The organism is Pigmentiphaga humi (assembly GCF_900606115.1).
GTDB lineage: Bacteria > Pseudomonadota > Gammaproteobacteria > Burkholderiales > Burkholderiaceae_B > Pigmentiphaga > Pigmentiphaga humi.
In genome coordinates this window covers 125,288-138,212 of record NZ_UWPJ01000039.1, presented here as the reverse complement: position 1 = coordinate 138,212, position 12,925 = coordinate 125,288, and the positions used below count along the sequence as shown (strand labels likewise).

Genomic DNA, 12,925 nt, shown 5'->3' with positions numbered 1-12,925 from the left:
ATGGCCGAGAACACGAAAATCGAGTGGGCAAATCACACCTTCAACCCCTGGTATGGTTGCCAGCGCGTGGGGCCGGGCTGCGACAACTGCTACGCCGAAGGCTGGGCAAAGCGCAGCGGGCTTGTTGAGTGGGGTTCTGGAGCAGAGCGGCACCGCACCAGGGATTCATACTGGCGCAAGCCCTTGACCTGGAACGCCAACGCCGAGCGCCAGGGCATCCGCTACCGCGTCTTCTCCGCCTCATTGGCGGACGTATTCGACAACGCCGTACCGGCGTCCTGGCGGGCCGACCTGTTCCAGCTCATTGAGCGCACCCCTCACCTGGACTGGCTGCTTGTCACCAAGCGCGTCGGCAACGTCGCCGCCATGATGGCGGAAGTTGCCCAGCGCCTGTTCTGGCTCGACCTGCTGGATGAGCCGCGCCTTCCCAGCAATGTCTGGCTGGGCATAACGGTAGTGAACCAGCAGGAAGCAGACCGCGACATCCCCAAGCTTCTCTCGCTACCGGCTGCCATTCGCTTCTTGAGCATGGAGCCGCTGCTGGGGCCGGTGAAGCTCACCGACATCCCCGTTCCGACGAAGGACGGCGCTTCCCCGGCCAGAATAAACGCGCTCCGAACGATGGACGACATGCTGCGCCCGCGCATTGACTGGGTGATAACCGGCGGCGAAAGCGGCCCAGGCTCACGCCCCATGCACCCGGAATGGGCGCAAAGCCTGCGCGACCAATGCGAGGCTGAAGGTGTGCCGTTCCTGTTCAAGCAATGGGGCGAGTGGGTTCCGATGATGGGCCACGCGGAGGGTGTACCCGTCAACGGAAAGAAACACACATTTCCAGACGGCACGATCATGGGGCGGGCCGGGAAGTCCGCCGCCGGTCGCCTGCTCAACGGCATTGAACACAACGGATTCCCGGAGGCATCGTAATGGGTCACGTAGAGTTTCTGGACGCGCTGGCCGCCAAGCTCAAAGAGCAGGATAACGCATACACCGCCAGCCCCGTGTATTGCATTCAGGAGCGCGTGTTGGTGACGGGAATCGACCCGGATTACGCCTCCGATGTAGGCTGGTTTTGCGAGGGCGACTTGGCCGACCCTCAAAAATCCCGCGCCCTTGACCGCTACTACACCCGATTCGGCAAGGAGCCGGAGAACTGGACACGCACCGGCTACGAATGGAGTTGGCGCTACACCGGCCAGTTCTATCTCACCAAGGAAGCGGCTGACGCTTTCGTGGGCGCCAGCAAGTACCACCGGGTCTACGTCGATTCAGCGTACAGGAATCATGAGCTGAAGGAAGTGCGGCGCCTGCTGTCCGGGCCGCTGGCACAGTGCGTCAGGGCGCTTCAGCAGGCAGACCAGTTCATCAGCAACGGCATTGAGTTCGGCTTCATCCGCATGCCGGACAGGGATTGCCCCGACCCGGCCAGGCTCGTGCCGGAGGCCATCAAGTGCGCCCTGGCTCACCTTGCCACAGCACGGGAGCCGCATTCATAACAAACCTTACAGGAGGCCACCATGGGCGACATGGGAGATTACTGGCGCGACGTGCGCCCAGCCATGAAAGAGGAAAGCCAGCGCAGGCGCAGCAGCAATCGTGAGTCATCATCAAGGCTGCTGACCGAGGCTGGCATTTCTTTTGAATCGAAGAACGAAGGATCTCACTTGATCGTTTCCGGCCAGGGCGCGGTCGTGGATTTTTGGCCCGGAACGGGGCTTTGGATTGTTCGCGGCAGCAAAGAGCGGCGGCGCGGCGTCCGGCAGCTCATCACACGCCTGGGCGGACGCTGGCCGGTACAGGCAGAGGAAAGAGCAAATGAGTGAATACAGCCCGCTTTCCACCGCCGCAGAGCTGGCGTTTCTGGATGACGACGAGTGCGTTGCAGGATACCGGGCGGGCCTTGGCGGCGCACCCGAGCCTGGCAGCGACAAGAGCAAGTCCTACTGGCACGGCTGGCGCAACGGAATGATGGACACAGGGCGGCTACCGATTGACGGGGCCGCAAGGCAACTGGCCGCCGAGGTCGTGCGCCGCCAGCGCGCGCACTGACGGGCCACCAACACAAGAAGGAATCAATATGGCTTCAGTCAACAAGGTGATACTGGTTGGCAACCTTGGGCGCGACCCGGAGGTGCGCTACACGCCGGACGGCAGCGCAATCTGCAACATATCCATTGCCACCACGTCGCAATGGAAAGACCGCAACACCGGCGAACGCCGCGAAGACACCGAATGGCACCGCGTCGTTTTCTATAACCGCCTGGCCGAGATTGCGGGCGAATACCTGCGCAAAGGCCGTTCGGTCTACATCGAGGGCCGCCTGAAAACGCGCAAGTGGCAGGACAAGGAAACCGGGCAAGATCGCTACTCCACGGACATCGTGGCCGAACAGATGCAAATGCTGGGCGGCGGACGCGACGGCGACGGCGGCAGTAACGGCGGTCATTACCAAGGCGACGGCGGCGCCCAACGACGGCAACCACCAGCACGACAGGCTCCGCCAGCGAGCAGCGCAGCTCCCGCGCAACGACCGCCAGCGCCACCGGCCACCAGTTTTGCCGACATGGACGACGACATTCCCTTCTAGCGGTCACTGGAGGACACAATGAAGACATGCTTCGCCTGCAAGAAAGTTAAGCCACTGAACGAGTTCTACAGGCATCCCAAGATGGCCGATGGACACTTCAATAAATGCAAATCGTGCTCCAAGGCCGATGCAAAGAAAAATCGCGCTGACAACATCGACCAATACCGTCAGTACGAAAGAGATCGGCGGGCCGAGAAAAAGCAGGTGGAAGCACGGTACAGAAAAACTCCTGCTGGAAAGGCCGCACATGACAGGGCAACAGCTCGCTATTCCTTCAACCACAAGAAGCACCGAGTTGCCCATAACGCAGTCTCCAATGCGCTACGCGACGGGCGACTGACAAGAATGCCTTGCGGGGTATGCGGCTCCGAATTGACAGAAGCTCACCACCCTGACTACGACAAGCCGCTGGAAGTGATTTGGCTTTGCCGCGAGCATCACATGCAGATACATAGATAGCCCTCCACGAAGGGCATTCACCAACACCCAGGGCGCCATCGAGCGCCCTATTTTTTTGAGGAAATCATCCGATGCGCCCGCAACTTGCCTTGCCGTTCCATGGCGAACTCATCATCGACAACTTCGCCGGTGGGGGTGGAACCTCGACCGGCCTGGAGGCGGCTTTCGGACGCCCGGTAGATATCGCCATCAACCACGATCCCGAAGCCCTTGCCATGCACGCCCTCAACCACCCGCACACCAAGCACCTGTGCGAAAGCGTGTGGGATGTTGACCCGATCAAGGTAACGAACAGCCAGCCAGTGGGCCTGGTGTGGCTCTCCCCGGACTGCAAGCATTTCTCAAAAGCCAAGGGCGGCACCCCGGTATCGAAGCATATCCGTGGGCTTGCTTGGGTTGGAATGCGGTGGATAGCTCTCACCAAGCCGCGCGTACTCATGCTGGAGAACGTGGAAGAGTTCCAGACCTGGGGGCCGGTAGTCGTAGGAAGCGATGGCAGCATGCGCCCCTGCCCGGCCCGCAAGGGGCGGACGTTTGAATCCTTCGTTCGACAGCTCCGGCAGCACGGCTACACCGTGGACTGGAAAGAGCTTCGGGCCTGCGATAACGGCGCACCCACGATTCGCAAGCGCCTGTTCCTGGTTGCCCGGCGCGACGGGCTGCCCATCATCTTCCCCGAGGCCACCCACGGCGAACCGGCTTCCCGTGAAGTCCTGGCTGGCATGCTGGCGCCGTATCGAACGGCCGCCGAGTGCATCGACTTCGGCCTGCCCGCGCAAAGCATCTTCGACAGAAAGAAGGCGCTTGCCACCAACACCCAGCGGCGCGTCGCCAAGGGGCTTTGGCGGCATGTCCTCACCAGTGACGCGCCCTTTATCGTCACCAACACCAGCGGCCACCCAGGCGCAGGAATTGAAGATCCACTACCGACCGTCACGACCGGCAATCACCACATGCTGGGCGAGCCGATTCTGACGCCGTTCCTGACTGGTGCGGGCGGCCCGGCCTACTCTGGCAAGCCAGTTGCAGCAGACAAGCCGTTCGGAACCCTGACGACAGAGAATCACCGGGCCGTGGTGATGCCCGTCCTGGCCCCGATGCGCGGAACCAAGGAAGATCAGCTTGGCGGGCATAGCGTAGAGCGCCCTCTTTCCACTATATCCGCCGGTGGCATTCACCATGCCGCCGTCGGGGCGCACCTGGTCACTATCGGCTACGGCGAAAGGAGCGGACAGCGCCCGCGCACCCACGACCTGGAGGCACCGCTTGGAACAGTGGTCGCCGGAGGCATCAAGCAAGCCCTGGTGGCCGGTACGCTGGTTGACATGGGCCATGGCGAATCATGCAGCACCGGCGCGCGGCGATGGAGCAACGGCATACGCCACATCGAGACGCCGCTTAATTCCGTGACGGCCAGCAGCGTACCGAGCGCCCTGGTAACGACGTTCTTTGAGCAAGCCAACGGCGGGTTCTACGATGGCGATGGGCGGCCAGCAGACGCCCCGCTGTCTACGATCACCGCCACCGGCAGCAATCAGCGCATGGTCACGGCCTACCTGGTGAAATACTACGGCTCCGGCGGCCAGTGGCAGGCGCTTGATGAATCCATGCACACCATCCCGACCAAGGCGCGCATGGGTCTGGTTTCCAGCGTCCAGGTGCCAGCAGAAGCACTTACCCCAGAGCACCGGCGCAAGGCCAAGGCTTGTGCCGCCCTGCTGCAAGAGCACCTGCCAGAGCACTTCTCTGGAGAAGCCGAAATGGTGCTCATGGAGTACGGCGAAACCTGGTGGGTGCTGGTGGACATCACGCTGCGGATGCTCAAGCCAAGGGAGCTATATCGCGCCCAGTCGTTCCCGGATGATTACATCATCCACGAGATACCAGACCCCCGGCTACTGTTCAAGGACGGGGTGCAGGTTCCAGGCGACCCACGCCAAATTCCCCGCATTCCGCTCACGATCACCGCGCAGGTACGCATGTGCGGCAACAGCGTGGCCCCCGCCCAGGCCGAGGCGCTTGTACGCGCCAACTTCGCCCACGAAGCGGCCTTTATGCAGCGCCGGGCTTGATCGGAAATTCCCATGCTGCCAGCCCTTGCCAAACGGCAATCATAGAGGCTGGCGCTTTTGCATATACAAGGACTTGAAGATGACGACAAGCGAAACTACCGCCGACGCCGCCATTAAGGCGCCCGGCACAAAACTCATCAACCGAAAACAGCTTCTGGAAATGGTGCCGCTATCCGACCGCACCATCCTCGACATGGAAAAGCGCGGCGAGTTTCCCCGCCGCTTCTCGATAACCACGCGCCTTGTCGCATGGGATTTACATGAGGTGGAAAGGTGGATAGAAGAGCGGCGCGCCGCCGCTATTCAACAAGCAGCGCCGTTTCATAGGAACGCTGAACCGTCTCATCATCCGGCGTAGCCTCCCATCGGTCGATCATGTCCGCCCAGTCCTGCAACATGGCCGTGCGCTGCTCGCGGTACTCTGCCTTGTTGTAGACGGCGCGGACACCCTTTTGCTCATGCGCCAGGCACTTCTCTATCCAGTCTGTGTTGTACCCTGCCTCATGCAGCAGGGTGCTGGCCGTGCGGCGCAAGTCGTGCGGCCCAAACTTCCCAAGCGGCTGCCCTTCCTTCTGCGCCAGCTCGTAGACTTGCGTCAGCACCCGATTGAGCGTTGCGCTGCTCATTGGCGTATCAGTGTCATAACGTGACGGCAGCACGTATTCAGAGCCGCCCGCGAAGGTCTTCAGCGCCACGAAGTATTCAAGCGCCTGCTTGGACAGGTAGACGACGTGCGGGTTGCGTCGTTTCATGCGCTCGCCCGGTATCGTCCAGAGCGCATTCGTGAAGCTGATTTCCGACCAGGTGGCCTTGGTCAGCTCGCTCTTGCGAACCATGGTCAGCAGCAACAGCCTTGTCGCCACCTTGAACTGCGGCCCAGCAGCCACGCGGTCAAGGTATCTGCACATCATCCCCACCTCTTCCGGCGAAAGCGACCGGCTGCGCGGCGCGAACGTGGCAATGGACGACGGCCTGATTTCCGTGGCCGGGTTCTTGCCGCTGTAGCCTCGCTCAATGGCGAACCGGAACACCAGCATGACAATCTCCCTGACGTGAACCGCCGTAGCCGGGGCGCCACGATCAACAATCTCACCGCAAAGAATGCGAATATCCTCCGGCGTGATTTCTGGCATTTTCAGCCTGCCGAACTTCGGCTCCAGCTCACGCAGATACACCGAGCGCCGCATATCCCTGGTCGATTCGGCCATCGCGTACTCTTCGAGCCACCTCTTGGCCCATGCGCCAAACGTCCCCATTTCCCCCATCCGCTGCTTCACCCTGGCCTTCTGTCTCGCAGGAGACGTTCCAGCCGCCAGGGTCTTCTTTGCCTTCGTCAGCAGCTCTCGCGCCTCGGACAGCGAGATACATCCCCCAGTCGCCCCGTACTTTCCCAGCACCAGCGTTTCTTGTCGCCCGTTGATCCGGTAGTTGTAGCGAAACGAAATGCTGCCGCTAGACAGCACCATGATGTACAGCCCATCACGATCAACGACCTTGTAGGGCTTCTCTTGCGGTTTCAGCGACCGCAGCTTTGCGTCAGTAAGCATGGCTCTTTTCCTCGACTTGATACCATCATTGAAAAGGGGCATTTTTTGCCCGTTTTCTCTTTAATAATCAAACGCTTATCGAATTTTGATACCATCATCCAACCTGAAAAGCCGTGATGGTACGAGCCGTTCAATGATGGTACGGGGATGAACCGTACCATCAAAAATGCCATCATTTTCTACTGCTTGTTACCGCCCGCCATTGCCAGACGATGCGGGGCTATAAAGCAAAAAACCCTGACGAATCAGGGCTTTATACTTGTTTCTTGCTTGTTGTTGCGCGACGTTGCGCGTTATAAAATCACTCCCACTCAATCGTAGCCGGCGGCTTCCCCGAAACGTCATAAACCACCCGATTCAACCCCCGAACCTCATTGATAATCCGGTTCGAAGTCCTTCCCAACAACGCATAAGGCAAATGCGCCCAATGCGCCGTCATGAAGTCGGTGGTCTGCACCGCCCGCAGCGCGACGACGTAGTCGTACGTCCGCCCATCCCCCATCACCCCTACGGACTTCACAGGCAGGAAGACCGCGAACGCCTGGCTGGTCAGGTCGTACCAGTTCATGCCGACTTCGTCGGCAGCACATAGCCCCGCCGCGGCGTCCTGCTCGGTCGCAATGGTGCCGCGCAATTCTTCGATGAAGATCGCATCGGCCCGGCGCAGCAGGTCCGCATATTCTTTCTTCACCTCGCCCAGGATCCGCACGCCCAGGCCAGGCCCCGGGAACGGGTGGCGGTAGACCATGGCGGGCGGCAGCCCTAGCGCCACGCCCAGTTTGCGCACTTCGTCCTTGAAGAGTTCGCGCAGCGGTTCGAGCAGCTTCAGGTGCAAGGTGTCCGGCAAGCCGCCCACGTTGTGGTGGGATTTGATGCTGACGGCCTTGCCGGTCTTGGCGCCGGCGGATTCGATGACGTCGGGGTAGATGGTGCCCTGCGCCAGCCATTTGGCGCCTTTGAGCCTGCCTGCTTCGCGCTGGAAGACTTCGACGAATTCCTTGCCGATGATCTTGCGCTTGGCTTCGGGGTCGGCGACACCCGCGAGCTTGCCCATGAAGTCGGCCGTGGCGTCCACGTGGACGATCTTCAGCCCCATGTTTTCGGCGAAGGTCTGCATGACCTGTTCGCCTTCGTTCAGGCGCAGCAGGCCGTGGTCGACGAAGACGCAGGTCAACTGGTCGCCGATGGCCTTGTGGATCAGCGCGGCCGCGACGGAGGAATCGACGCCGCCGGACAGGCCAAGGATGACTTCATCGCTGCCGACCTGTTTGCGGATGGCCTCGACGGCCTCGCTGACGTAGTCGGGCATGTTCCAGTCGGTGCCGCAGCCGCAGATGTCGTGCACGAAGCGCGACAGCAGGGCCTGGCCCTGGACGGTGTGGGTGACTTCGGGGTGGAACTGGACGGCGTAGTAGCCGCGGTCCACGTCGGCCATGCCGGCGATGGGGCACGAGGCGGTGGAGGCCATGAGCTTGAAGCCCGGAGGCAGTTCGGTGACCTTGTCGCCGTGGCTCATCCAGACCTTGAGCATGCCGTGCCCTTCGGGCGTGGCGAAGTCCTGGATGCCGTTCAGGAACGGTGTGTGTCCGTGCGCGCGCACTTCGGCGTAGCCGAATTCGCGGTGGTCGCTGAAGCTGACCTTGCCGCCCAGCTGCATGGCCATGGTCTGCATGCCGTAGCAGATGCCGAGTACGGGCACGCCGGCTTCGAATACGGCCTTGGGAGCGCGCATGGAGGCTTCGTCGTAGGCCGAGGCGTGGCTGCCGGACAGGATGACGCCCTTGAGGCCTTGGGCCTGCTGTTCGCGGATGAAGTCGTCCGAAACGTCGTACGGATGGATTTCACAGTAGACCTGCGCTTCGCGCACGCGGCGGGCGATGAGCTGGGTGACCTGAGATCCGAAGTCGAGAATAAGTATGCGGTCGTGAGACATATGCTACCCGAGCGACAAGCGCCCCCTGCGGGGCCTCGAACGCGGAGTGTGAGTGGCGGGGACCATATCAGTCCATCCGGTAGTTGGGAGCTTCTTTGGTGATCTGCACGTCGTGGACGTGGGATTCGCGGATGCCGGCCGCGGTGATCTGGACGAATTCGCTCTTGGTGCGCATGTCGTCGATGTCGGCGCAGCCGCAGTAGCCCATGGAGGCGCGCACGCCGCCGACCAGTTGGTAGATGATGGCGATGACGCTGCCCTTGTAGGGCACGCGGCCTTCGATGCCTTCGGGGACGAACTTGTCGGAGTTGTTGGCCGGGTCCTGGAAGTAGCGGTCGGCCGAGCCGTCGGCCATGGCGCCGAGGCTGCCCATGCCGCGGTAGGATTTGTACGAGCGGCCCTGGTAGAGGACGATTTCGCCGGGAGCTTCGTCGGTGCCGGCGAACATGCCGCCCATCATGACGGTGTAGGCGCCGGCCGACAGGGCTTTGGCGATGTCGCCGGAGTAGCGTACGCCGCCGTCGGCGATCAACGGTACGCCGGTGCCTTCGAGCGCCTCGGCGACGTTGGAGATCGCCGTGATCTGGGGCACGCCCACGCCCGCCACGATGCGGGTGGTGCAGATGGAGCCGGGGCCGATGCCGACCTTGACGCCGTCGGCGCCGGCCTCGACCAGCGCCAGCGCGGCGGCGCCGGTGGCGATGTTGCCGCCGATGACCTGCATTTGCGGATAGTGCTTCTTGATCCAGCGCACGCGCTCGATCACGCCGGCCGTATGGCCGTGGGCAGTGTCGACGATGAGCACGTCGACGCCGGCGGCCACGAGTTTCTCGACGCGTTCGTCGGTGCCCTCGCCCACCCCGACGGCGGCGCCGACGCGCAGCTTGCCGTGCTCGTCCTTGCTGGCGTTGGGGTTCTCGGTGGTCTTGATGATGTCCTTGACCGTGATCAGGCCGCGCAGCTCGAAGGTGTCGTTGACGACCAGCACGCGCTCCAGGCGGTGTTTGTGCATCAGGGCCTGGGCCTCGTCCAGCGAGGCGCCCTCGCGCACGGTGATGAGGCGCTCGCGCGGCGTCATGACGGTGCGGATGGGTTCGTCGTAGCGGTCTTCGAAGCGCAGGTCGCGGTTGGTGACGATGCCCACCACCTGGCGGCCCTCGACCACGGGCAGGCCGGAGATGCCGTGCTGGCGCTGCAGTTCGATGACTTCGCGCACCTTCATGTGCGGGGCGATGGTGATCGGATCCAGCACCACGCCGGCTTCGTAGCGCTTGACCTTGGCGACTTCGCGGGCCTGTTCTTCGGCGGTGAGGTTCTTGTGGATGATGCCGATGCCGCCTTCCTTGGCCATGGCGATGGCCAGGCGCGCCTCGGTGACGGTGTCCATGGCGGCGGACACCAGCGGGATGTTCAGCGAGATTTCACGGGTCAGGCGGGTTCGAAGACTGGTGTCGCGGGGCAACACCGCAGAGTATGCGGGCACCAACAACACGTCATCGAAAGTAAGAGCTTGTTGTACGAGACGCATCGGAGCAACCCCTGCCGGAATAAACCGAATATTGTAAATCACGGCAGGCCTTTGCGCTGTTCGGCCCTGATGTCAAGATGGGTTATATGCGGGGAAACCCACATACTCGAGCCGGCGCGCATTCGCGCAGCCGGCCAGGCTAGCCGACGCCCTTCCCGGCTGGGCCTGCGCTCTTTCGCGGCGCGCGTCCGGACACGGATTGCTTGTGCTCGGCCCGGCGGCGGCGCGATTCCTTGGGATCGAACACCAGCGGCCGGTAGATCTCGACCCGGTCGTGCTCATGCAGGACGTGGTCCAGCGACCTTCGGCGGCCGTACACGCCGGTGCCTGCCGCCTCGGGATCCACCTCGGGAAAATCTTCCTGGAAACCGCTCGACGCGATGGCCTGGGCCAGCGTCGATCCCGCTGGCAGCGTCACGCTGCGCTGCCAGACCTGCCCAGGCGGGGCATAACAGACCTGGACCGTGATGGCCTCAGCCATAGACGACTTCGGCCCGCTGCGTAAAGGCATCGATGAAGCTGGTGGCGATGCGGTTGAACACCGGCCCCACCAGCGCCTCCAGGGCGCGGCTGGAGAACTGGTAGTGCATGGTGAACACGACCTTGCAGGCGTCTTCGGCCAGCGGCTGGAACTCCCAGATGCCGTCCAGCGCGGAAAACGGGCCGTCCACCAGGTCGAGGCGGATCTGGCTCGGGTAGTCGTGAGTGTTGCGCGTCGTGAAGCGCTGGCGCAGGCCGGCGAACTGGATCACGACCGAGGCCGTCATGCCTTGCTCGTCGCGTTCGAGCACTTCCGCCCCGCCGCACCAGGGCATGAACTTGGGATAGTCCTCGACCTTGGCCACCAAATCGAACATCTGCGCGGCGCTGTAAGGGACGAGCACCGAACGTTGCACTTTATGCATGCGAGTCTGACCGCTTGGGCAATTGCTAGAATGTTTGATTTTACCGGCCTGGCGCGCAGGGCAACGGAGCACTGACGTAATGAGCATCATCGAGAACCGCAAGGCATTCCACGACTACTTCATCGAGGAGCGCTTCGAGGCGGGCCTGGTCCTGGAAGGCTGGGAGGTCAAGGCGATTCGCGCCGGCCGCGTGCAGCTCAAGGAAAGCTACGTCATCGTACGTGATGCCGAGCTTTACCTGCTCGGCATGCACGTCAGCCCGCTGGAAACCGCCTCCACCCACGTCAAGCCCGATCCCACCCGCACGCGCAAGCTGCTGCTCAAGGCCGACGAAATCAGCAAGCTGATCGGCAAGGTCGAGCAGCGCGGGTTCGCCCTGGTGCCGCTGAACCTGCACTACAAGAACTCGTTGATCAAGCTGGATTTCGGGCTGGCGCGCGGCAAGAAACAATACGACAAGCGGGATACCGAGCGGGAACGCGATTGGCTGCGCGAGAAGGCGCAGATCATGAAGCACGACACCCGCAAGGGGTGATCGTGCGAGGCGCGGCGGAACGTCTGCGCGGCCGCGCCCGGTCGGCGCTATTTCACACCGCGGGGACGGGTGCGCGCTTCCAGACCAGAACGACCTGCCGGGACTCGGGCGTGCCGGCCTCGAGCGAGGCCGCCACCGAAAGCCGGTCGCCTTCGAGGGTATAGCGGCGTTTCTGGACCTGCCCCACCCAATTGGGGAACAGGCTCACTTCCACATGATGCAGGACGGTATCGCCCTGCACTTCGTACCGGCCGCCATAACTGAGCACGGTGTCGTAGGCGGCGGCTTTCTCCTGCCCGGTGCCGCCGAACTGCAGCCCCGAGGCAAAGGGTTTCCGGCCGCGCGTGCAGATGAACACGCTCATGTAGCCGGCCTCGGTGTACATCAGATAGCCGTCCAGTTCGGAGCCCATGGGCTCGACGATGCGGCCGTCGTCGTAGCGCTGTTCCCACGAGACGATGTTCCAGCGCCCCGGCAGTGCGGATGAGGTCATGCTTGCTCCTTGGCGGGCGCGGCCAGGAATTCCAGCACGGCGTGCACGAACTCCCTGCGCTTTTCGATCTGGGTCCAGTGGCCGCAATTGCCGAACACGGTCAGGTCGGCGTTTTTCAATATCCGCAGCAGACGCAGCGAGGCCTCGAGCGGAATCACCTTGTCGTCGCGGCCGTGCAGAATCAGCGTGGGATTGTCGATGCGGGCCAGTTCCTCCTCCGGCTGGGCGAGCATGTCGACCCAGCGCTGCCGCGGGGCGGGAAACAGCGACTCGTAGACTTTGTCCATGCCGCGCTGGATGCTGGCCTCGTAGCGCAGGCGCACCAGGCTTTCTGTGGTCAGGCTCTGGTCCCACGCAAAGACGCCCATCAGGCGGCGCATGTTGTCGATCGAGGGGGTGTAGCCCCAGACCATGTCCAGGCCTTCGGTAAGCGGGAAGGACACGCTGACCGCTCCCATCAGGACCAGCCGGCGGACGCGCTCCGGGTGGCGGCGCGCGACGTGCAGCGCGATGCCGCCGCCGAAGGAATTGCCCAGCAGGTCGACCTGCTCCAGTTCCAGGGCGTCCAAGACGCCGATCACCTGTCCGACCCAATGGTCGATATCGAAAGAGGTGCCCGGATCGAAAGCGGTATAGCCGAACCCCGCCATGTCAGGCGCGATCACGCGGTGATGGCAGGACAGTTCGTCGATGACGCCGCGCCAGTTGGCCCAGGCCGATACGCCCGGGCCCGACCCATGCACCAGCAGCAGGGGCCGGCCCTCGCCGCGGTCGTGATAATTGACTCGCAGGCCGGGCAGCGCAAGGCTCTTGCCCAGCTCCGGCGAGGAGGATGTCTCCGTTGTATTCATCGTCGTTGCGGACCT

At 62.7% G+C, this 12,925-nt stretch carries 16 protein-coding genes; 9 read left to right on the top strand and 7 right to left on the bottom strand.

Annotation, left to right across the window (positions count from 1 at the left end):
• The 8 genes from PIGHUM_RS22310 (at window position 1) to PIGHUM_RS22275 (ending at window position 5,476) form a co-directional block, all read left to right on the top strand.
• Window positions 1-927, top strand: a complete 927-nt coding sequence (locus tag PIGHUM_RS22310) for a phage Gp37/Gp68 family protein (protein WP_124081917.1) — start codon at window positions 1-3, stop codon at window positions 925-927.
• The gene (locus PIGHUM_RS22305; protein ID WP_116802367.1) at window positions 927-1,496 is read left to right on the top strand and encodes a hypothetical protein; all 570 of its coding nucleotides are present in this window, start codon (window positions 927-929) and stop codon (window positions 1,494-1,496) included. Before PIGHUM_RS22310 ends, PIGHUM_RS22305 begins: the two co-directional genes overlap by 1 nt.
• A 21-nt stretch (window positions 1,497-1,517) precedes the next feature.
• Window positions 1,518-1,823 (top strand): hypothetical protein, encoded by a 306-nt coding sequence (locus PIGHUM_RS22300; protein ID WP_116802366.1) that lies wholly within the window; start codon window positions 1,518-1,520, stop codon window positions 1,821-1,823.
• The gene (locus PIGHUM_RS22295; RefSeq protein WP_116802365.1) at window positions 1,816-2,049 is read left to right on the top strand and encodes a hypothetical protein; all 234 of its coding nucleotides are present in this window, start codon (window positions 1,816-1,818) and stop codon (window positions 2,047-2,049) included. Before PIGHUM_RS22300 ends, PIGHUM_RS22295 begins: the two co-directional genes overlap by 8 nt.
• 28 nt (window positions 2,050-2,077) lie before the next feature.
• A complete protein-coding gene (gene ssb, locus PIGHUM_RS22290; protein WP_124081916.1) occupies window positions 2,078-2,587 on the top strand; it encodes a single-stranded DNA-binding protein in 510 nt (169 codons plus the stop codon).
• Between the two features lie 18 nt (window positions 2,588-2,605).
• Window positions 2,606-3,046: a hypothetical protein gene (locus PIGHUM_RS22285; RefSeq protein ID WP_124081915.1), complete on the top strand. Its 441-nt coding sequence runs from the start codon at window positions 2,606-2,608 to the stop codon at window positions 3,044-3,046.
• A gap of 71 nt (window positions 3,047-3,117) precedes the next feature.
• Complete coding sequence (locus tag PIGHUM_RS22280) at window positions 3,118-5,118, top strand: DNA cytosine methyltransferase (protein WP_124081914.1); 2,001 nt, start codon at window positions 3,118-3,120, stop codon at window positions 5,116-5,118.
• Between the two features lie 79 nt (window positions 5,119-5,197).
• A complete protein-coding gene (locus PIGHUM_RS22275) occupies window positions 5,198-5,476 on the top strand; it encodes a helix-turn-helix transcriptional regulator (protein WP_124081913.1) in 279 nt (92 codons plus the stop codon).
• Here the strand turns inward: PIGHUM_RS22275 and PIGHUM_RS22270 are convergent.
• From PIGHUM_RS22270 to PIGHUM_RS22250, 5 genes are all read right to left on the bottom strand, one after another.
• Entirely contained in the window at window positions 5,418-6,665 is a 1,248-nt protein-coding gene (locus PIGHUM_RS22270) for a tyrosine-type recombinase/integrase (RefSeq protein WP_124081912.1), read from the bottom strand. The genes PIGHUM_RS22275 and PIGHUM_RS22270 overlap by 59 nt on opposite strands.
• Window positions 6,666-6,966: 301 nt before the next feature.
• A complete protein-coding gene (guaA, locus tag PIGHUM_RS22265; protein ID WP_124081911.1) occupies window positions 6,967-8,598 on the bottom strand; it encodes a glutamine-hydrolyzing GMP synthase in 1,632 nt (543 codons plus the stop codon).
• Window positions 8,599-8,665: 67 nt separating this feature from the next.
• Window positions 8,666-10,126, bottom strand: a complete 1,461-nt coding sequence (guaB, locus tag PIGHUM_RS22260; protein ID WP_124081910.1) for an IMP dehydrogenase — start codon at window positions 10,124-10,126, stop codon at window positions 8,666-8,668.
• Window positions 10,127-10,265: 139 nt separating this feature from the next.
• On the bottom strand, window positions 10,266-10,607 hold the full coding sequence (locus PIGHUM_RS22255; protein WP_124081909.1) for an RnfH family protein: 342 nt from the start codon (window positions 10,605-10,607) through the stop codon (window positions 10,266-10,268).
• Window positions 10,600-11,031, bottom strand: a complete 432-nt coding sequence (locus PIGHUM_RS22250; RefSeq protein ID WP_124081908.1) for a type II toxin-antitoxin system RatA family toxin — start codon at window positions 11,029-11,031, stop codon at window positions 10,600-10,602. The genes PIGHUM_RS22255 and PIGHUM_RS22250 overlap by 8 nt, the downstream gene beginning before the upstream one ends.
• A 79-nt stretch (window positions 11,032-11,110) precedes the next feature.
• On the opposite strand from PIGHUM_RS22250, the gene smpB reads away from it, so the two are divergent.
• On the top strand, window positions 11,111-11,566 hold the full coding sequence (gene smpB / locus PIGHUM_RS22245) for an SsrA-binding protein SmpB (RefSeq protein WP_124081907.1): 456 nt from the start codon (window positions 11,111-11,113) through the stop codon (window positions 11,564-11,566).
• Between the two features lie 52 nt (window positions 11,567-11,618).
• On the opposite strand, the gene PIGHUM_RS22240 is transcribed toward smpB, so the two are convergent.
• Together PIGHUM_RS22240 and PIGHUM_RS22235 are read right to left on the bottom strand one after the other, a co-directional pair.
• Window positions 11,619-12,059: a lipocalin-like domain-containing protein gene (locus PIGHUM_RS22240; protein ID WP_124081906.1), complete on the bottom strand. Its 441-nt coding sequence runs from the start codon at window positions 12,057-12,059 to the stop codon at window positions 11,619-11,621.
• On the bottom strand, window positions 12,056-12,910 hold the full coding sequence (locus tag PIGHUM_RS22235) for an alpha/beta fold hydrolase (RefSeq protein WP_124081905.1): 855 nt from the start codon (window positions 12,908-12,910) through the stop codon (window positions 12,056-12,058). The genes PIGHUM_RS22240 and PIGHUM_RS22235 overlap by 4 nt, the downstream gene beginning before the upstream one ends.
• Window positions 12,911-12,925: the final 15 nt, after the last annotated feature.